We start from the raw sequence: 19,704 nt of genomic DNA on the forward strand, positions 1-19,704 counted from the left end.
GACAACATGCTGACACTCACTTCCCTCGGCGGCGCAGGTACGGTCACCGGTTCGAAACATCTCCTTGCCAACGGTGACAAGCGCATCCTGATCGACTGCGGTCTGTTCCAGGGCCTCAAAAACCTGCGCGAGCTGAACTGGGAGCCGCTGCCGATCGCGCCGGCGAGCATTGACGCCGTCATCCTGACGCACGCCCATCTCGACCATTCGGGCTATCTTCCAAAGCTGGTGCGTGACGGCTTTCGCGGGAGAATCTACGCGACGTCCGCTACGCGCGATGTGTCGGAGCTCATCCTAAATGACAGCGGGCACCTTCAGGAGAAGGACGCCGAATACGCCAACCGCAAGGGCTTCTCGAAGCACAAGCCGGCGCTCGCTCTCTATGGCATCTACGATGCTGAGCGCACCCTGGAATTCTTTTCGACCGTGCCCTTCGACAAGCCGGTCAAGCTGCCGTTTGGCGCGACGCTCACGTTCCGTCATGCCGGGCACATCCTAGGCGCTGCGACCGCCGAGGTCGAATGGGGCGGACGCCGTGTCGCATTCTCCGGCGATCTCGGCCGCTATGACGATCCGGTTCTCCCCGATCCGGTCCCGGTGCCGGAGGCGGACTACGTTCTGATCGAATCGACCTATGGCAATCGTCTGCATGATCGGGTGGACGCGACAGAAGCGCTTGGTTCCGTCGTTGAGCGGACGATCGCGCGCGGCGGGACAGTCGTCGTTCCCGCCTTCGCCGTAGGTCGCGCCCAGTCGCTGCTTTATCATCTGTGGAAGCTCAAGACGGCCGGGCGCTTGGCGAAAGTGCCAGTCTATCTCGACAGCCCGATGGCGATCGACGCCACCGACCTCCTGCACGCCCATCGAGAGGATCACCGCCTGACGCCAGAGCAATGCAAGGAAATCTGCGCGATCGCAACCTACACACGCGATGTAGAGGGCTCCAAGGCGATCACGGCGAGCCCCTACCCCAAGGTCGTGATCTCGGCGAGCGGCATGGCGACCGGAGGGCGCGTCCTTCATCATCTGAAAGCCTTCGCTCCCCACGCCCGCAACACGATCCTGTTCTCCGGTTTCCAGGCGGCCGGCACGCGCGGCCGCGCCATGCTGCAAGGCGCGCAAGAGACCAAGATCCATGGTGAGTGGATTCCGGTCCGCGCCGCGGTCGAAGAACTATCGATGCTGTCAGCACATGCCGATTCCAACGAGCTCATGCGATGGCTCTCGGGCTTCCGGCGGCCGCCGTCTCGTGTCTTCATCGTGCACGGCGAGGATGAGGGCTCCGAAGCCCTGCGCATTCGCATCGACCGGGAGCTTAAATGGAACGCCGTAGTTCCCCGGCAGAACCAGAAGTTCGATCTATGATGCTGGCCGACACGACCAATGCCGCCCAACCGACGCTGCGGGTCCGCCGCATCCGCCTGCACACGCAGCACCAGGCAGTGGTCGTTATGCGAACCGATTGCCACGTCTGCCGATCAGAGGGCTTGTCGGCCCGCTCGCAGGTGCTGGTTTCAAACGGCAAAGATGAAGTCCAGGCGACCCTGTTTCAGATCGACGGCGACGGCCTCATCGCCATCGACGAGGTCGGTCTGTCCGAGACCGCGTGGGAACGGCTCGGCCTCAGCGACGGCGATGCGGTCAATGTCAGCCATGCGCCCGCGATCGACTCGCTAGCCAGCGTGCGTCAGCGCATCTATGGCAACCGGCTGGACGCGGGCGCCTTTGCCGCGATCCTGCGCGACGTGGTTGCCGGCCGTTACACGGAAGTCCATCTCGCGGCGTTCCTCACCGCCAGCGCCGCCCTCCCCCTCGACGAGAACGAGACCGCCGATCTGACCGGCGCCATGGTGGATGTCGGGGAACGGATGCGGTGGGACGCGCCGATAGTCGTCGACAAGCACTGCGTTGGCGGCCTTCCCGGCAATCGGACAACGCCGATCGTGGTCGCGATCGTTGCCGCGAACGGCTTGGTCATGCCCAAGACCTCGTCACGCGCCATCACCTCCCCGGCTGGAACAGCCGATACCATGGAGACGCTGGCGCCGGTGGAGCTCGACATCGCCACGCTGAGGCGCGTCGTGGAAACCGAAGGGGGCTGCGTCGCCTGGGGCGGCGCCGTGCATCTGAGCCCGGCCGACGATATCTTCGTGCGCGTCGAGCGCGAGCTCGACATCGACACCGAAGGCCAGCTCGTCGCTTCCGTGCTGTCCAAGAAAATCGCGGCGGGGTCGACCCATGTCGTGATCGACATTCCGGTCGGCCCCACGGCCAAGGTGCGCAGCGAGGAGGCGGCCATGCGCTTGGCGGAGCGCTTGAGCGCAGTCGCGACCCGCTTCAACCTCGCGACGACCTGCGTCCAGACCGACGGCTCTCAACCTGTCGGGCGCGGCATCGGCCCCGCGCTCGAAGCGTTGGACGTGCTTGCCGTCCTGAACAACGCAGCCGAGGCGCCCGAAGATCTGCGTCGCCGCGCCGCCGCTTTGGCCGGAGCCGCGCTCGAGATCGGCGGCAAGGCCGCGAAAGGGGAAGGCGTCAACCTCGCGCTCGCAACGCTCGCCAGCGGCCGGGCCTGGACGAAATTCGAGGCGATCTGCCAAGCCCAGGGCGGCCTTCGTGTGCCGACGAAAGCGTCCTACGTCCATCCGTTGACGGCAGCCCGTGCGGGCCGCGTGGTTCATATCAACAACCGCAAGCTCTCTCGGCTCGCCAAGCTCGCGGGTGCGCCGGAAGCAAAGGCGGCGGGCGTTCACATGGAGGTCAGGCTCGGCGACGAGATCGATCGCGGCCAGCCCCTCCTCCACATCCATACTGAGACGACAGGCGAGCTCGCGTATGCGCTCGATTATGCCGGGCGCGCCGGCAACATCGTCGAGGTCGAGGCTTGAGGCGGCTCTGGCCAGCGTCGATGCGTACCGCGCATCGCCCGGACGGATTCCCCCTCGCTCATCGCCTCATGCATTGGATGGTGCTGGTCCTGTGCCTCATCCAGGTGCCGACGGCGTGGGCCATTCAGCGCACCCACATGGTGCACCTGCTCATGAAACCACGTCCCATCGACCTGTTTCTGCATCAGGTGCATTCCTGGAGCGGTTGGGCGATCCTCGGCCTTGTGCTGGCGCAACTTGTGCTGCGCTTCACTTACGGTCGGCCGGCGCCAGTGCCGGGCCTGTCCCCACTCGAGCGCATGATCGCCGCAGCCATGCATGCGACCCTCTATGCCGTGCTGATCGCGCTACCGGTCACCGGCACGATCGCCACGTATCTGACGTTCGGGATCGCGCCGGTCCACAGCCTGCTCAGCTGGACGCTCCTCGTTCTTGTCCTCCTACATGCGGGCGCCGCGCTTTGGCATCATTTCTGGCGCCACGATCAGGTTCTGCGGCGCATGATCCGAAAATCGCGATGACGCACTCCTTGCGGCATGGCCGCCAGTCGTCCGGAGGTCGGCGATGGAATCACTGATCGCCAGGCTGGGGCTCGCCCTTGCCATTGGCCTGGTCGTTGGCCTCGAGCGCGGGTGGCGCGAGCGCGATGCGCCGGACGGGGCGCGCACGGCCGGTATCCGCACTTATGCCATTACGGGGCTGCTGGGCGGCCTGTTCGCGGCGCTCGCCCGCAGCCTCGAAGCGCCTTCGGTGCTCATTGCGGGCCTCATCGCCTTCACAGCTGTCTTCTCCTGGTACAAGAGCCGCGAAGCCATTCATGATGCCGACTTCAGCGTAACCGGGGTCGTCGCGGGGCTCGGCGTGTTCGTGCTCGGCGCCCTAGCGGTCGTGGGCGACCACCGCGCGGCAGCCGCCGGGGGCACCGCGCTTGCCGTCCTGCTCGCCAGTCGCGATCTCCTCCATGGCCTGCTCAAACGCATTTCATGGGTCGAGCTGCGCGCCGCGCTGGTGCTCGCGGTCATGACAGCGATCGTGCTGCCCCTGCTTCCCGCAGAGCCGATCGATCCCTGGGGCGGCTTCAACCCCCGCCAAGTGTGGCTCTTTACGGTGCTCACCGCCGCGATCTCCTTCCTCGGCTATATCGCCGTGCGAATCCTTGGCACCACGCGGGGCGTGCTGGTTGGTGGCCTGGCGGGCGCGGTCGTCTCGTCCACTGCTGTTACCCTTGCATTGGCACGCACGTCGGCGGCGGGGGAAAATCCCTGGCCACTTGCCGGAGCCGCGACACTCGCTTCTGCTGTCTCGATGCTGCGCGTCGCCGGCATCGTGGCCATCATCGCACCCGCGGTCCTCGGCGTCGCCGGCCTCGCTATTCTCGCAGCGGTGGCCGGCTTGGCGATATGCGGCGCCGTTTTCCTCACCCGTGGTCGCCTTGCGGCGACCAGTGACAGTTCTCCCCGCAATCCCTTCGAGCTTGGACCGCTTCTGGCTTTCGCGGTGCTGTTCGCCGTCGTCTCGACCATCAGCGCTGCTGCGTCGGGATATGCAGCAGGGACGGTTGCGACTTCGGCGGTCTCGGGGGCCTTCGATGTCGACGTCGCGGTTCTGAGCGCGCTGCGGCTTCTTGGATCGACGGCTGATCTCGAAACGGTCGGGCACGCTGTCCTGATTGCGCTTGCAACCAATGCCGCCGGCCGCCTCCTCGTCGCCGGCGCGACGGGGCCGGTTCGCTTTTGGCTTCCTCTCGCGATCGCCTCCGTGCTGGCGGGTGCGGCCGGCTTCGCAGCTTTCATGGCCCTACCGCACTTCGGTTGGCCCGCAGCGACGCCAGTCGTCGGGTGAAAAAATGGCTCGGGCATCAGCACGCCTATCGGTGGCAATGGAATAGGCAAATGCCCCGACAGATTGATCCCGATCAATCATGATTGAAGCGTGCTGAGATATTCTTTTATAAACAGGTCCTCAAGGCAGATGCGTTTACTGGCCAGCGTTGTCGGTTGCATGAGAACGGCGCTGGTTGCCGTGCTTGCGCTCGCCTTGCTCGGCATGTCGGCGGCAAGCGCGCACGTCATGCCCTGCCCAAATACGACGCATTTGGTCGAAAACAATTTGAGCAACGATGGCGCGAGCGATCCTGCGGACGTCCATTCTCAGACCAACGCCATCGACAAGCTGATCGGAACGCACGCGGACCGCTGTTGCACATCGGCGTGCAGCCTTTGCAACGCGCCCGCTGCCACAGGATCGGACGAGAAGCCGCAGCCGATGCTTGTCAAGCATCGGCTCGACCGCGGCGACCCGATTGCCGGCATCTTTATCGGTCAGCCCCACAAACCTCCTCGACGCTGATTCAGCTCAACTACCGCCCCGATGCTTCGGGGTTCGGCGCCCGCCCTCGCGGTGCGCTCAATCAGCACGCCTGGCCCATTCAGGCACGATGAGGACTTACGATCATGAACAGACGCGGTTTTCTTAACACCATACTGAGCGGCACGGCGGCCCTCAGCGCCGGCGCGCTTGCTCGTCCCGCGATCGGCTGGGCGCAGGCGCCCGCTGGCCGCTCGCCCACCAAGCTCGCGGCGGCGAGCCGCACCATCGAGGTCAATGGCCGCGCCGCACGCGTCTTCGGCCTGCTGCAGCCCAATGGCACGCATGGCCTGACATTGGACGCGGAGGCGCTCTTCGATGTTGAGCTATCGAACGAGATCGACCAACCGACACTGATCCACTGGCACGGGCTCACGCCGCCGTGGGAGGCAGACGGCGTGCCCGACAATCCTTTGCCGTTGCTCAAACCGGCAACCAACTATCGCTACACGTTCCCCGTCGGCAACGGCGGCACGCATTGGATGCACGCCCACACGCTGCAGGAGCAGAACCTGCTTGCAGCCCCGCTGATCGTCCGTCGGGCGGCTGATCGGGCGCGCGACGAGCAGGAGGTCGTCATCCTCCTGCACGATTTCTCCTTCACGCCCGTCGAAGAACTGCTCGCGCGATTGAAGCAAGGCCAAGGCCATGACGCGGCGAAGGGATCAGGTGATATCGCCGGCATGCCGATGATGAACCATTCCGGCATGGGGCAGGGCAACATGGGCAAGATGTCGATGGAGGCAATGCCCGGCATGCAGATGGCCGGAATGGACCTCAACGACATCGACTACGACGCCTATCTCGCCAATGAGCGGACGCTCGACGACCCCGAGATTGTGCGCGTTGAGAAAGGCGGCCGCGTCCGCCTTCGCATCATCAACGGCGCAACCGCGACGGGCTTTACCATCGATACCGGCGCGCTCAAGGGCACGCTTCTCGCTGTCGACGGCCAGGACGTTGAACCGATCGTGGGTTCGAGCTTCCCGGTCAGCATGGGGCAGCGCCTCGACATCTCTCTCGAGCTGCCGACCGGCGAAGGCGCCTATCCCGTCCTTGCGCTGCGTGAGGGCGCGGCCGAACGAACGGGTGTGATCCTGGCCACCTCCCGATCCACTGTAAAGCGCGTCGCCAAGGCGGGTGACGAGGCCGGGCCAATTGTCGGGGCCGACCTTGAGCAGCGACTGCGCGCGCGCCATCCTCTGGAAGTGAAGCCGGCGGATCGCAGTTTCACGCTGACACTGACTGGCCAGATGCAGGGCTATGCGTGGGCGATCGATGGCGGCGACGCGCTGCGTGCGCGGCGCCGGCAGCGCATCGAGATCACCATGCGCAACGCATCGATGATGTCGCATCCGATGCACCTGCACGGCCATCATTTCCAGGTCGCCGCCATCAACGGCGCGAAGCTGGCCGGCGCAGTTCGCGATACCGTGCTCGTTCCGCCGGGGGCCTCGATGACGATCGTCTTCGACGCCAACAACCCCGGGACATGGCCACTCCATTGCCATCATCTCTATCACATGGCGACTGGCATGATGGCCTACGTCACCTATGAGGACCTCGGCTGAGCTGCGCGAAGCCCGATGCCGACATCGTCGTCGGCATCGGGCATGTAGCCAGCATGCAGCGCGATCAATTCGACCTGGGTTTGGCTGGCGCGGGCTTCCAGCATTGAGTGCTGAACCAGGCCTGCAAGGGCGCGAGAAGGCCAGCCGAAAAGCAATTGCTGGCTGATTTTCACCCAGCATCAACGGCTTTATCGGAGAGCGGCAACCTTAACTTCGATCAAAGTTCATCGGCGCACACGCTGGCAAACAGTTGACGTCCGCCGCCCGGGTCGAGAGCGTCCCGCCGGGACTATTGCCGCAACCTGTCGAGGAATGCCTGCAATGACACAGGAGAGCTCCGTCCGCGTCGCGGTGAACGGATTCGGCATCATCGGCAAGCGCGTGGCCGACGCCGTGCGCCTTCAGGATGATATGGAACTCGTCGGTGTCTGCGACGTCGCCAACGACTGGCGCCTACGTTCGCTGGATCAGAAGAAAGTTGCGCTCTATGCGGCCACTGATGAGGCTCACGGGGCGATGACGGCAGCCGGCCTCAAGGTCGCCGGCACCCTCGATGCGCTTCTCGATCAGGCCGACATCGTCATCGATTGCACGCCCAAGCGTATCGGCGCCGCCAATGTCGAGCGCTATCGTTCTCGGCGTATCAAATTCATTCTGCATGGTGGCGAAAAGCACGCCGTGACCGGACATTCGTTCACTGCCGAAAGCTCCTTCGCAAGTGCCATCGGTCGCGAGTCCACGCGGGTCGTGTCCTGCAACACCACATCCATTGTCCGCACGCTCTCGGCGCTCAAGCGAGCTGGTCTCCTGAAGCAAGCGCGCGGAACGCTGCTGAGGCGCGCCACCGATCCCTGGGAAAGCGATGCCGGCGGTATCATGAACACGCTCGTGCCCGAGCCGAAGATCCCAAGCCATCAGGGGCCCGACGCGCAAAGCGTGGATCCCGAGCTCGATGTCGTCACCATGGCTGTGAGGGTACCTGAGACGCTCGCTCATCTCCATTACTGGGCGGTCCAACTGACCCGCCCTGCCGATAAGGAGGAGGTGCTTCAGGCCTTCCGGTCGTCGTCGCGCATTGCTTTGATTCGGACCACGGACGGGCTCGCCGCCATCAACACTGTCAAGGAACTGATGGCCGATCTCGACCGGCCACGCGACAATCTCTACGAAGTGGCGCTGTGGGAGGATATGCTTCGCGCCGAAGGTGAAGAGCTGTTCTACGCCTATATGGTGGACAATCAGGCGATCGTCATTCCCGAGACGATCGACGCGATTCGCGCCCTGACTGGCCTTGAACGGGACGCTCACGCGTCCATCGCGCGCACGAACGCTTCGCTCGGCATCCGCCAACGGTTCTTCTGAGGCCATGGGCGGCGTCGGTCATCAAGCAGGGCCGCCTACGTGATCTTCCGGTTCGTCAAGATCGTTGCCGCGGCCACCTCCCTAGTCCTGCTCTATTGGACCGAGCGTCGACATGGCGTCGGTGCCGAGGCTTCGGCCTTGCCAGCCCGTTTACGGCGGACGCTCGATGATCTCGGCGGCAGCTTCATCAAGATCGGACAGGCCCTCAGCATGCGGCCCGATCTGTTCCCGGAGGCATATCTGCGGCAGTTACGCGACCTGCGCGAACACGCGCGGCCATTCTCCGCGCAAGAGGCGAAAGCGGAACTCGAACACGCGCTGGCTCACCCGCCCGATGGCGTGTTCCGGTCCTTCGACAGCGAGCCGTTTGCCGCTGCGTCGATCGCGCAGGTTCATCACGCCACCTTGCACGACGGCAGGGATGTGATCGTCAAGATCAGACGTCCGCACATGCGCGAGCGCATCGATGCCGACATGCGCATTCTCGTTGCCGTCGCCCGGCTCGCTGGGACGGCGATCCCCGGCCTCCGGCGCTTCCAGCTCGAACGCCTCGCCCGCGAGATCTGGACCAATCTCAGGCGCGAAACCGATCTTCTGCAGGAAGCGCGCAATATCCGGCGCTTCTGCAAGGCCTATAAGCAGCGCACCGACGTCTATGTACCGGAAGCGATCGAAGCGCTGTGCAGGGAGTCCATCCTAGTCCAGGTTATGAGCCATGGCCGATCGATCGAGGATCCGGCTGTGGTGCAGGACGGTCCCCGCATCGCGGGCGTTCTCGTTGATTTCTATCTAGAGCAGTTGCTGAAGAGCGGGCTCTTTCATGGCGACCCTCATCCCGGCAACCTCTTCCTGATGGAAGACGGTCGGATCTGCTTTCACGACTTTGGCCTTGTCGGCAATCTCGACCGCACCACAAGGCGCAATCTCGGAATATTCCTTCAGGCCTTCGTTCAGCAGGACGCCGGGTGGATGCTCGACGCCGCCATCGAGCTCTCGCTGATCGACCGCACAGCCGATCGAACGCTTTTCGTACCGGGCCTTGAAGAGATTTTCAGCGACTATTCATCGCTTCCCCTCAAGGATTGGTCGATCGCCGACGCTTTCCTGCGAGTGATTCGGCTCGGCGACGGCGCCCATGTCGCGGTGCCCTACAACCTCATGGTCCTCGTCCGCACGCTCTTTCTCATCGAAGGCTGCCTGCGCCGGCTGGATCCTGACTTCAACGTCCTCGACAATCTCATCGCCAAGGGTGAAGCCGCGATCGCCGATACGCTCGGCGGTGAGCCCGAGCGGGCTGCCATGGCGCGTCTCAAGACCGAGCTCGCGCTTTTGGCCCAGGATCTGCCTGCGTTGCTTGCTTCGCTGCTGCATCGCGCCCATCGGGACGGGAAAGAACCTGCTCTCGGGGTGCGCATCGCGCATTCGGAGGAACTCGAGCGGAGGCTGGATCGCCGCGCGGCGCTCCTGGCGCTCGCACTCCTGTCGGTCGGCCTGCTGGTGGCTTCCGCCCTGCTCGCGCAGGTAAATACCGGACCTCACGTGCTGGGGGTGCCGACGGTGGCCCTGATCGGCTTCGCCATCGCGATCTGGCTTTGCCTGCGCGTCGCGCGCTCGGCGCGTTCGCTCTGGCGAGATTGAGTTCCCAGGCGATTACGCCACGCCGAGCGTGGCGCCCTTGCGCCAGATCAGCGCCAGCAGATAGGCGGAGATCACCGCGCCGCCAAAGCAGAACACCGAGATGTAGGCGTAGGAGAAGAACACGTAGGTGACGATGAGGACGCCGGCGACGAGCAAACCGAATATTTTGATCTCCCAGTCGCGCACCAGCAGGAACGGCACGATGACGACGGTGGCGTAGATCGCATAGGTCACGATCCGCGAGACCAGACCGTCGAGCAGATTGATGTCCTGGTAGCGGACCGCCCAGCGCAGGAACGTCGTCGTCAGCCAGCCGTCATGGACAAAGTACGGAACGAACTGCAGGCCTCCCAGCATCGCGCCGGCGATGACGAACAGAAGGATGATGTTGCGGCGTGCGCTGCGCTCGAGAAAATACGCCGAAACGGGCACCCAGATTGGCCAGACAATCCATGTGAAGAACATATAGAGCAGCGAATACTGAGCGATATGGTGCGCATTGCCGGCGTGGCCCTCGATCCACACCAGTCCTTCCACCAATTGTTGTAGGCCGAACAGGAAAGGCAGCGTCGCGATCATCAGGTAGCGGCGATCCCGCCGCCAGGCCGACGCGGCGGCGACGGCTCCAGCCGGGATGAGGATGGCTGCGGCGTCGAGACTGACCTCTGCGGACAGGCACATCTCAGGCGGCCGCCTGCACCTGATTGACTGCGCGTCCGGCCGCAAAACCTTCGACGTTAGTAATCGTAGTCTCCATGATGCGCGCCAGGGCCGTGTCGGTGTTGTAAGCATTGTGCGGCGTGACTAGGACGTCAGGGAACCGCAACAGCACGTGATTGGCGACCAGCGCCTTGAGATCGGACGCATGGACCGTTTTGTCCTGGCGAAAGATTTCGGCTTCCTCCCGGATCAGCGGCTCCTGCGGCAGCACGTCGAGACCGGCCGCGCGCAGCTTGCCGTTCGCCAGCGCCCGGACCAGCGCTTCGGAGTCGACCACATTGCAGCGCGCCGCGTTGATAAGGATGGCGCGATCCTTCATCGCCGCGAATTGCCGCTCGCCGAGCAATCCCACCGTCGACGGCGATGACAGCAAAAGCCGCGTCATCACATCCGCCTGCGCCAAGACCTCGTCGAGCGGCCCATAGGTGAAGCCCAGCCGTGTTGCGGCGGCCGCGTCCTGAACTTGATCGAAGGCGACGACGCGCATGCCGAACTCGCGCGCGATCTCGATCGTGCGGCGCCCGATGCGCCCTGTCCCGACACCCGCGATGATCCTGTCACGCAATCCGAGGCCCGTATGCCAGCCATCGAGAAGCCGCCGCGCCGTGTAAGCGCGACGCTCTTCACGATGTTGCGCGCCAGCGCCAATAGCAGCGCGAAGGCGTGTTCGGCGACTGTCGCGTCCCCTAATCCGGCACATTGGCAATGGCGACGCCGTGCTCGCGGCAGGCGGCCAGGTCGATATGGTCATATCCCGCCGAACGGGTTGCGGTGAGTTTCAGCTCGGGTAATCGATCGATGATGCCGGCATCGAGGCGGAGGCCACGAAAGGACTGATCACCTCCGCGTCCTTGAATTCGCCGACCGTGGTGATGTTGAGCGGAACCTTCGTGCAACGGACCTCGTGCCGGCGCATCAGTTTAGCGCAGGCTTTCTTCTCTCAATCTCCCGCCTCGAACAGAACAACTCTCATCCAGGCTCCTTCTCGACTGTCAAGTCATCCTTAAACCCCGATCCCACCACGCTGTCGACCACCATCCGCACGACGTCGATTTCCTCCTGGGAGTGCATGGCGCCTGCAACGTGCACCCGGCCCGCTGCTACATGGAGCTCCGGCTGCCGGCGCAACACGGTGCCGGCCTCCTTAAGCCGCGCATGCAGGGCGCGCAAGACAGCGTCATCGCCCCGGATCTCGGCATCCGGCCTGCCCACTGAAATGACCTTGAGCAGGTCGACCCGGCTGACGATGCCCACCAGCCGCGCGCCGCGCAGCACCGGCAGACGCTTGATCCGATGAACGCCGAGGAGCTGTGCCACCTGAGACAGCGGGGCATCCTCCTCGATCGTCAGGACCGGCGACGACATGAGCGCGCCGACCTTCCAGCTCCGGCTCCGGACATAGGCGCGGGCGCGCGCCTCCACCCCGCCGTCCCCGAGGGGCGTTCCAAGCTCGGAGCGCCGCAGCAGGTCGCCTTCCGTGACCAGGCCGACTAGGGCCTGGGCGTCATCGAGCACCGGCAGGCCGCTGACATGTTCACTGAGCATGATCTGCGCGGCGTGCCAGACGCTGTGCTCGCGGCTGATCGTGACCAGCCGCGTCGACATCACATCCCTCACGCGCATCGCTCGTCTCCCTGTCAACGCAAGTAGGCTTCGGTGACGTAGCGGCGCATCATCCGATGAGAATTGAAGGACGGGCCAATCTTGCTGATCGCCTGCTTCATCATCCAAATCCAGCGTCCCCGATCACCGTGGTAAAGCGGAAGCACCATGTCCCTAAGCTTGTCGTACAGAGCGCCCGCGTCATTCGCGTCGGCGCCATTGCTGGGGATCGACCAGCCCGTCACGCCATCGACGCAGCCTTCGATCCACCAGCCATCAAGGACGCTGAGATTGAGCACACCGTTGAGCGCGGCCTTCATCCCGCTGGTGCCGGAGGCCTCGAGCGGCGGCAGCGGCGTGTTCAGCCAGACGTCGCAGCCGGCCACCAGCGCCGCGGCGATGTCGAGATTGTAGCCGGGCACAAACACCACCGGGACCGCCCCGTCCAGCGCGTCGATATGCGCGGCGAGCGCTCGGATCGCCTCGTGCCCGCCGCGGTCACTCGGATGCGCGAGGCCGGCCAGCACAATCTGAAAAGGTTGCCCGTTTGCGATCTCACGCAGCCGATCCAGGTCGGAGAAGATCAGCTCGGGGCGCTTGTAGGCGGTCATACGCCGCGCATACCCGATCAGCAGCAAATCGGGACGCAACTGCTTGCCCGTTGCCTGGGCGATGCGCGCCAGCAGATCGCGCTTGGCGGTCTCGTGCGCCGACCAGAGCGCACCGTCGTCGATCTGGTCGGCGAAGGCGAGGACTTCGGGCTCATGCGCCCAATTCGAAAATTGCTGCTCGAAGAGCTTGGCGATGGCGCCATGCGTCCATCGATGGACATGGACGCCGTTGGTGATCGAGGCGATCCTATAGCCTGGAAAGAGCTTGCGCGTCGTCTCCGCATGTCGGCGGGCGACGCCATTGACATAGCCGCTGAGATTCAGCGCTAACCGCGTCATGTTGAGCTGATCGGCGCCGGCGAGATGCGTCAGGACATCGCGTTCGATGTAGTCGCCGAGCACACGCTGGACGAGATCATAATCGAATTTGTCGAATCCGGCCTCCACGGGCGTGTGCGTCGTGAACACGCAGCGCTCGCGAACCGCCGAGACGTCGTAGCCGCGAGTCGGATCCGACGCACCATCAGCGTCTGGCCGCTGGGTCTCCCGCAGCAAGGGCAGCGTCAACAGCGCAGCGTGGCCTTCGTTGAGATGATACTTCTCGACGCGGAAGCCGAGCGCGCGCAACACGCTCTTGCCGCCAATGCCGAGCACGATCTCCTGCTTCAGCCGATAGGCTTGGTCGCCGCCATAGAGCGCATCGGTGATCCGGCGATCCTCGACGGCGTTTTGCTCGAGATCGGTGTCGAGCAGCACGACCGGAACGATATGCCCGAGCGGGCATTCCAGCCCATAGAGCCAGGGCCGCACCCACATGGCGCGCCCCTCGATCGACATCGCCACCATCTGTGGCAGGGCTGTCGCGAAATCCTGCGGCGCCCACGGGTCGGCCTGGCTGATCTGCCCATGACGGTCATCGATCGCTTGCCGCACATAACCCTGCCGGCTCACGAGCGTGACGAACACCATCGGCAGATCGAGATCGGCGGCCGAGCGCGCCGAGTCGCCGGCGAGCACGCCAAGCCCCCCGCTGTAGGTATGCATCTCGGCGCGAAGCGCGATCTCCATCGAGAAATAGGCAAAGCGCGTCCGCCGGACAGACCGATCCAGAAAATCCAACAATGCTCTCCCGGCGTGAGGCCAGTCCGCTCGTTGGCGCCGCTCGCGCGGCCGCCCGATTATTTCTTCTTCTTGGCAGCTGTTGCGGCCTCACCCGCCGCTTCGGGCTCGGCGCCCTCCCGGACGATCTCGGTTTCGGCCCGCAGCCAGTGCTCTACGTCGTGGCCCTCGGGGCAACCCTCGTGCACCCAGATCTCATACGCCCGCAGCTCGATATTCGGCCGAAGGACATTCTGCTCCGGGGTGGCCTGCGCTTCTGACATGATCCTGCTCCTTCATCGATGTCGGACTGGGTTGGGTGCCCGGGAGCTTCTGCTCGCGCCGCGCCGTCATCGTTGATGGATGTTAAAGATAGCTGCGGCCGCTGCTTCTTTTAGTAACGCGCGAAGACCTGTCGCCCCCGCGGACCAAACAGCACCACGTCATAGCGCTCCGCTTGACCGGCGATCTCCATGCCGGGAGACCCCGCGGGCATGCCGGCGACCGCAAGGCCTGTCGCCGTAGGCCGTTCGGCCAGGATACGGAGGATCTCCTTCGCCGGCACATGGCCTTCGATCACATAGCCTGACAGCATCGCCGTGTGACACGATTGCAGATCGGACGGCACGCCGAGCCGTGCCTTCAGAGGCGCAAGATCGTCCAGTAGCTTGTCCTCGACCGAAAAGCCTGCCTGACGCAGATGGGCGGTCCAGGCCGAGCAGCAGCCGCAGCTCGGCGAGCGCGTCACCTCGATCGGCGTGCCGGCGGCCGAGACGGACGTGATGCCGATGGCGACAAGCGAAGCACCAAGCCCTCCGGCAAGGCCCATGACTTTTCTGCGGCTGAAATTCACGATGATCTCCTTTGATATGAAAATGCCGTAGGGCTCGATCATGGCGCGCGATCGATGGCGCCACGCGAGCGGCGCGGCTTTGTCGCCTCGCCCTGTTCCAGATCGGCAAGGATCGGGCAGTCGGGACGACTGTCTCCGGAGCAGCAGGACGCCAGATGCTCCAGCGTCGCCGCCATCTCCTCCATTTCCAGGATACGTCGGCGCAGGTCAGCGATGCGGGCCAGCGCGATCCGCTTCACATCAGCGCTTTGCCGGCCGCGGTCCCGCCAGAGCTGCAGCAGTTCCTCGATCTCCGCCATCGAGAAGCCGAGATCGCGCGAGCGCCGCACGAAACGCAGCATGTGCACGTCGGTCGTCGAGTAATCCCGATAGCCGGCGGTCGTCCGGCCAGCCTTCGGGATCAGACAGCTCTGCTCATAGTACCGGATCATCTTGGCACTGACGCCCGAAGCGCGCGCAGCCTCACCAATATTCACGCCGCGCTCCTTTCCAATGCTGCAGACGCGCCAGCCGATCCTTTCACCCCTTGGTGTGAAGAGTCATGCACGCCCGGCGCAACCCGCAAACGGAAGCGCCGCAGGCGCAGCGCATTGCCGAGCACGAAGACGCTCGAAAGCGACATGGCCCCGGCAGCCAGCACGGGCGACAGCAAGATGCCGAACCCCGGATAGAGCACGCCCGCGGCGACCGGAATGAGCACGACGTTGTAAGCGAAGGCCCAGAACAGGTTCTGCCGGATATTGCCGATCGTGGCCTTCGACAGCGCGAGCGCATCGGCGACGCCCTTGATGCTGCCCGACATCAACACCACGTCGGCCGCCTCGATGGCAATGTCCGTGCCAGTGCCGACCGCAAGGCCGACATCCGCTTCTGCCAGCGCCGGCGCATCATTGATGCCATCGCCGACGAAGGCGAGCTGCCCATAGGCTTGCTTGAGGCGGCGGACCGCCTCAACCTTGCCTTCCGGCGGCACTTCGGCGACGACCTCGTCTATGCCGAGCTGACGCGCGATGGCGCTGGCGGTGCGGGCATTGTCGCCGGTGATCATGGCGACCTTCAGCCCCAGAGCGTGCAACGCCGCGATCGCGTCGTGGCTCGTGGCCTTGATAGGATCGGCGACCGCGATGACGGCGGCGAGCTTGCCGTCGATCGCGGCATAGAGCGGCGACTTACCCTCGTCGGCGAGCCGGCTGGCGGTCGCCGCGAACGACGACACATCGAGGCCGAGCGAGCGCATGTAGCGATCGGCGCCGATTTCCAGGCGTGCGCCGCCCGCATCCGCGGTGACGCCGAAGCCGGTAATCGACTCGAACCGGCTGACCTCCGGCAGGCGCAGGCCCTCATTCGCTGCTGCGTCCACTATCGCCCGCGCGATCGGATGCTCGGACTTCGCCTCAACGGCGGCGACGCGGGCCAGAACGCCGCCGCGGTCGAACCCCTCGGCCACGTCGAGATCGGTGAGCACCGGCCGGCCTTCCGTCACGGTGCCGGTCTTGTCGATCGCCACAACCTTGGCGTCCTTCAGCACCTGCAATGCCTCGCCCTTGCGGAACAGAACGCCCATCTCGGCGCCGCGCCCGGAGCCGACCATGATCGACGTCGGTGTGGCGAGCCCCATCGCGCAGGGGCAGGCGATGATGAGCACGGCGACCGCATTGACGACGGCGAAGGTAAGTGCCGGGTCCGGCCCGAAGACCAGCCAGATCACGAATGTCGCCGCCGCCACGGCCATGACCGCCGGCACGAACCACATCGTGACCCGATCCACCAGGGCCTGGATCGGCAGCTTCGACCCCTGCGCCTCCTCGATCATGCGGATAATCTGCGCGAGCACCGTCGCATCACCGATAGCGGTCGCCCGAACACTTAGCGCGCCTTTCTGGTTGACCGTGCCCCCAACGACGGTGCTCCCCGCCGCCTTGGCCACCGGGATCGGCTCGCCGGTGATCATTGATTCATCAATGTAGCTCTCGCCCTCAAGCACGTCGCCGTCGATCGGTACGCGCTCGCCCGGCCGAACCTCAACCACGTCACCCGCCCCCACCTCGCCGATGTCGAGGTCGACGACGCTGTCGCCACGGCGTACATGCGCGATCCTCGGCTGCAAGCCGACCAAGCGCTTGATTGCCTCGGAGGTCCGCCCCTTGGCGCGCGCCTCGAGGAAGCGGCCGAGCAGGATCAAGGTGACGATCACCGCCGCGGCTTCGTAATAGACGTTGACCGTGCCGAGCGGCAGGAGCTGCGGCGTAGAGGTGGCAACCAGTGAATAAAGATAGGCTGCAAGCGTGCCGACAGCGACGAGCGAGCTCATATCAGGCGCGAACCGCGCCAGCGCCGGCAGGCCCTTCGTATAGAAACGCCGCCCCGGCACGAAGAGGACCAGCGTCGTCAGCGCAAACTGGATGTACCAGTTCGCCTGCATGCCGATGGTTTGCATGATCAGGTCATGGATCGCCGGCACGAGATGCGAACCCATCTCTAGCACGACGATCGGCGCGGTGAGCAGCACCGCCACGGTGAGATCGCGCTTCAACCCGGCAGTCTCCGCCTCCTTGCGCGCGACCGCCGACGCATCCGGCGACCCGGCAGCGACGACGCGAGCGTCGTAGCCGGCATCCTCGACGGCATTGACGAGCAAGGCCGCGTCGATCGATCCTTCGACCGTCGCGCGCTCGGTGGCAAGGTTCACCCGCGCAGCTGCGACACCCGGAACGGAGGCCAGCGCCCGCTCGACCCGCGCCACGCAGGAGGCGCAGGTCATGCCTTCGATGGCGAGCTCCGTTCGTGTCGATGGAACGGTGTAGCCGGCACCCTCGACCGCGGCAACCAGCGCCCCATAGGCGATCGGGCCAGAACCCGTCACCTCCGCCCTTTCGGTAGCAAGGTTGACACTGGCGGTCTCGACGCCTGGCACTGCCTTCAACGTCTTCTCGACACGTCCCACGCAGGACGCGCAGCTCATGCCTTCGATAGGCAAGATCACCGCGTTTCGGGCGATAGAGACGTCCCTGACTGGCGCATTCATGGCCATAACCTTCCGCACCTGATGCAGATCTTGAATGAAAGGTGGGGCTTCCAGCCGTGGGAAGGTCAAGGCCAAAAAAGGTGTCGCCGCCTCTTGACCTTCCCACGCTGGAAACCGCCATCTCGATGATCACGAGAGACAAAAGGAGATCCTCATGAAGTTCCACATCAAGAACATGACCTGCGGCGGCTGCGCCCGCAGCGTGACCAAGGCGATCCAGAGCGTGGACGCCCAGGCCGAAGTCACGATCGATCCCAACACCCGCAAGGTCGAAGTCGCCTCGCAGCACCCGCGCGCCGATTTCGAGGCAGCATTGCAGCGCGCCGGTTATCCGGCCGCCGCCGCGTGACATCTTCTCGAATTTTAGGGTCTGACAGATCCGGGATGGGTCGCACAGTACTCTCTGAACAGTAACGGGTAGCCGGTCACCCGAAACATTCGTACTTCTGGCGCGTTCCCTTGCTGCGCCGCAGTCACGGTGGCCGACCGAATACTTAACCAAGGAGAGGAAGCGGCCGATGAATGAGACAGCTCATCATCAAGGACACAGCCACTCCGGAGCGCGCGCATACTGGATGCTCGGCCTCAATCTGTTGTTGAGCCTGATCGTCATGTACCTCGTGATGTACACGATGATCGACGGCTGGCCGGACTATCGCAACAACATCAATATGCTCTACATGGCGCTTACCATGTGGGCCCCGATGGGCATCCTCATGCTCATCACTATGGGTGGCATGTACCAGGACGGGCGAACGAATTTTTTTCTCTATGTTATGTTCGCTTTAGTGACGCTCGGCTCGTTTTGGGCGACGCGCAACCAAGCCCTTGTCGATGACCGCCAATTCATCCAGTCTATGGTTCCGCATCATTCGGGCGCCATCCTGATGTGCCGGGGGGCCAAACTTCAAGACCCAGAACTAGTCAAGCTTTGCCAGGACATCTCCCAAGGGCAGCGCCGCGAAATCGTGCAGATGAATGCGATCGCCGCGCGCCTGCGCTGAGCCACTATTCGTGCCCCTTAGACCTCAGTTCGTTGAGCCAAGCGCTATGTGACTGGCTAGTTCCTGTCCCTATTGTCAGCTTTGATAGTGAGATTCTCCGTCGATTGGACACAGCGTTAGCTTTTCCACAAGTATTCCATACGGCGGACAGTCGCTCCACATGGCGAGCATCTAAAATCACTCGAGTCACAAGATGACCCAGCATCTTCTGAAAACCTGGGACTTCATCGAGAGGATGGAGCAGGCACCGGACACCAGAGGCGTCGAGCGCTGCCTGATGGATCTGGCCGAGTTGTTTGGATTCACTACAGTCTTCGGTGGAGTGGTACCGGGTCACGATGCCACGCGCGACGAAATCCCATCCCGCATCCTCGTTCAGCGAATGCCGGTCGAATGGACGAGGCGCTACAACGATCGCGACTACGTCTTCCGGGACCCAATCGTTAGTCATCTGCAGAGCGCGCGAGCGCCCTTCTCGTGGGACGAGGCGTACGCAGCGTCCCCCAACGCTGCCGATGTGAAACTGATCCGCGGCGAGGCCGGTGAATTTGGCCTCCGCGCCGGCCACGTCGTGCCGGTGCCGACGCTTGACGGAAGCCTCGCGACCATTTCGTTTGGGGGCGACACACCGGAAGTGAGCGCCGATGCGAAGGACGCGCTGTCCTTCGCAGCCGCCTATGCCGTCGGCCGACTCCTGCACGTGCCGCGCCGGGCCGTCGACATCGAGGTCGCCATGACCCCGCGCGAAACCGACGTCCTGCTCTGGGCGGCGGAGGGCAAGAGTGATTGGGATATTGCAACGATCCTCGGCATCTCCCGTCCGACCGTGCTCAAGCACATGCGCTCGGCGCGAGACAAGCTCGACGCGATGAACCGTACCCACGCGGTCGTCAAGGCCATTCGCGGCCGGCTCATTCCGTGACCTTTCTCCCAGAGCCCTCCCATGCTCGACCCGGCCGTCGGCA

The 19,704-nt window shown here is 64.2% G+C and carries 21 protein-coding genes; 11 read left to right on the forward strand and 10 right to left on the reverse strand.

What is annotated here, in order from left to right; all coding sequences use genetic code 11:
* The first annotated feature begins 6 nt into the window (after positions 1–6).
* From ACO2RV_RS21615 to ACO2RV_RS21640, 6 genes are all read left to right on the forward strand, one after another.
* The gene (locus ACO2RV_RS21615) at positions 7–1,365 is read left to right on the forward strand and encodes an MBL fold metallo-hydrolase RNA specificity domain-containing protein (protein WP_423296307.1); all 1,359 of its coding nucleotides are present in this window, start codon (positions 7–9) and stop codon (positions 1,363–1,365) included.
* Complete coding sequence (locus ACO2RV_RS21620; protein ID WP_423296308.1) at positions 1,362–2,888, forward strand: thymidine phosphorylase family protein; 1,527 nt, start codon at positions 1,362–1,364, stop codon at positions 2,886–2,888. The genes ACO2RV_RS21615 and ACO2RV_RS21620 overlap by 4 nt, the downstream gene beginning before the upstream one ends.
* A gap of 20 nt (positions 2,889–2,908) precedes the next feature.
* Entirely contained in the window at positions 2,909–3,409 is a 501-nt protein-coding gene (locus tag ACO2RV_RS21625; RefSeq protein ID WP_423296309.1) for a cytochrome b, read from the forward strand.
* Positions 3,410–3,452: 43 nt separating this feature from the next.
* Positions 3,453–4,730, forward strand: coding sequence for an MgtC/SapB family protein (locus tag ACO2RV_RS21630; RefSeq protein WP_423296310.1), 1,278 nt, complete (start codon positions 3,453–3,455; stop codon positions 4,728–4,730).
* Positions 4,731–4,859: 129 nt separating this feature from the next.
* Positions 4,860–5,237, forward strand: coding sequence for a hypothetical protein (locus ACO2RV_RS21635; RefSeq protein WP_423296311.1), 378 nt, complete (start codon positions 4,860–4,862; stop codon positions 5,235–5,237).
* A gap of 104 nt (positions 5,238–5,341) precedes the next feature.
* Positions 5,342–6,826: a multicopper oxidase family protein gene (locus tag ACO2RV_RS21640; protein ID WP_423296312.1), complete on the forward strand. Its 1,485-nt coding sequence runs from the start codon at positions 5,342–5,344 to the stop codon at positions 6,824–6,826.
* Here the strand turns inward: ACO2RV_RS21640 and ACO2RV_RS21645 are convergent.
* Positions 6,808–6,999 carry a hypothetical protein gene (locus ACO2RV_RS21645; protein WP_423296313.1) on the reverse strand — a complete coding sequence of 64 codons (192 nt, stop codon included), beginning with the start codon at positions 6,997–6,999 and terminating at the stop codon, positions 6,808–6,810. The genes ACO2RV_RS21640 and ACO2RV_RS21645 overlap by 19 nt on opposite strands.
* Positions 7,000–7,147: 148 nt before the next feature.
* On the opposite strand from ACO2RV_RS21645, the gene ACO2RV_RS21650 reads away from it, so the two are divergent.
* Both ACO2RV_RS21650 and ACO2RV_RS21655 read left to right on the forward strand, forming a co-directional pair.
* A complete protein-coding gene (locus ACO2RV_RS21650) occupies positions 7,148–8,188 on the forward strand; it encodes a type II glyceraldehyde-3-phosphate dehydrogenase (protein ID WP_423296314.1) in 1,041 nt (346 codons plus the stop codon).
* Positions 8,189–8,227: 39 nt separating this feature from the next.
* Entirely contained in the window at positions 8,228–9,826 is a 1,599-nt protein-coding gene (locus ACO2RV_RS21655; protein WP_423296315.1) for an ABC1 kinase family protein, read from the forward strand.
* 12 nt (positions 9,827–9,838) lie between these two features.
* Here the strand turns inward: ACO2RV_RS21655 and ACO2RV_RS21660 are convergent, their stop codons facing one another.
* The 9 genes from ACO2RV_RS21660 to ACO2RV_RS21700 form a co-directional block, all read right to left on the reverse strand.
* Positions 9,839–10,507: a DUF6629 family protein gene (locus ACO2RV_RS21660; protein WP_423296316.1), complete on the reverse strand. Its 669-nt coding sequence runs from the start codon at positions 10,505–10,507 to the stop codon at positions 9,839–9,841.
* Position 10,508: 1 nt separating this feature from the next.
* On the reverse strand, positions 10,509–11,297 hold the full coding sequence (locus tag ACO2RV_RS21665; protein ID WP_423296317.1) for an NAD(P)-dependent oxidoreductase: 789 nt from the start codon (positions 11,295–11,297) through the stop codon (positions 10,509–10,511).
* Positions 11,233–11,442 carry a hypothetical protein gene (locus ACO2RV_RS21670; protein ID WP_423296318.1) on the reverse strand — a complete coding sequence of 70 codons (210 nt, stop codon included), beginning with the start codon at positions 11,440–11,442 and terminating at the stop codon, positions 11,233–11,235. The genes ACO2RV_RS21665 and ACO2RV_RS21670 overlap by 65 nt, the downstream gene beginning before the upstream one ends.
* A gap of 73 nt (positions 11,443–11,515) precedes the next feature.
* Positions 11,516–12,151, reverse strand: a complete 636-nt coding sequence (locus tag ACO2RV_RS21675) for a CBS domain-containing protein (protein WP_423296319.1) — start codon at positions 12,149–12,151, stop codon at positions 11,516–11,518.
* Positions 12,152–12,183: 32 nt separating this feature from the next.
* Positions 12,184–13,878, reverse strand: a complete 1,695-nt coding sequence (gene glgP / locus ACO2RV_RS21680) for an alpha-glucan family phosphorylase (protein WP_423296320.1) — start codon at positions 13,876–13,878, stop codon at positions 12,184–12,186.
* A 59-nt stretch (positions 13,879–13,937) separates the two neighbouring features.
* Positions 13,938–14,141: a DUF2934 domain-containing protein gene (locus ACO2RV_RS21685; RefSeq protein ID WP_423296321.1), complete on the reverse strand. Its 204-nt coding sequence runs from the start codon at positions 14,139–14,141 to the stop codon at positions 13,938–13,940.
* Between the two features lie 110 nt (positions 14,142–14,251).
* Positions 14,252–14,752, reverse strand: a complete 501-nt coding sequence (locus tag ACO2RV_RS21690) for a DUF411 domain-containing protein (RefSeq protein ID WP_423296322.1) — start codon at positions 14,750–14,752, stop codon at positions 14,252–14,254.
* Positions 14,749–15,186 (reverse strand): Cu(I)-responsive transcriptional regulator, encoded by a 438-nt coding sequence (cueR, locus tag ACO2RV_RS21695; protein WP_423296323.1) that lies wholly within the window; start codon positions 15,184–15,186, stop codon positions 14,749–14,751. Before cueR ends, ACO2RV_RS21690 begins: the two co-directional genes overlap by 4 nt.
* Complete coding sequence (locus ACO2RV_RS21700; protein ID WP_423296324.1) at positions 15,183–17,735, reverse strand: heavy metal translocating P-type ATPase; 2,553 nt, start codon at positions 17,733–17,735, stop codon at positions 15,183–15,185. Before ACO2RV_RS21700 ends, cueR begins: the two co-directional genes overlap by 4 nt.
* A 154-nt stretch (positions 17,736–17,889) precedes the next feature.
* On the opposite strand from ACO2RV_RS21700, the gene ACO2RV_RS21705 reads away from it, so the two are divergent.
* From ACO2RV_RS21705 to ACO2RV_RS21715, 3 genes are all read left to right on the forward strand, one after another.
* On the forward strand, positions 17,890–18,084 hold the full coding sequence (locus tag ACO2RV_RS21705) for a heavy-metal-associated domain-containing protein (protein WP_423296325.1): 195 nt from the start codon (positions 17,890–17,892) through the stop codon (positions 18,082–18,084).
* A gap of 169 nt (positions 18,085–18,253) precedes the next feature.
* Positions 18,254–18,739: a DUF305 domain-containing protein gene (locus tag ACO2RV_RS21710; protein WP_423296326.1), complete on the forward strand. Its 486-nt coding sequence runs from the start codon at positions 18,254–18,256 to the stop codon at positions 18,737–18,739.
* A 193-nt stretch (positions 18,740–18,932) separates the two neighbouring features.
* The gene (locus ACO2RV_RS21715) at positions 18,933–19,661 is read left to right on the forward strand and encodes an autoinducer binding domain-containing protein (RefSeq protein WP_423296327.1); all 729 of its coding nucleotides are present in this window, start codon (positions 18,933–18,935) and stop codon (positions 19,659–19,661) included.
* The last annotated feature ends 43 nt before the right edge of the window (positions 19,662–19,704 follow it).

Source organism: Ancylobacter sp. VNQ12 (genome assembly GCF_049445835.1).
Taxonomy (GTDB): domain Bacteria; phylum Pseudomonadota; class Alphaproteobacteria; order Rhizobiales; family Xanthobacteraceae; genus Ancylobacter.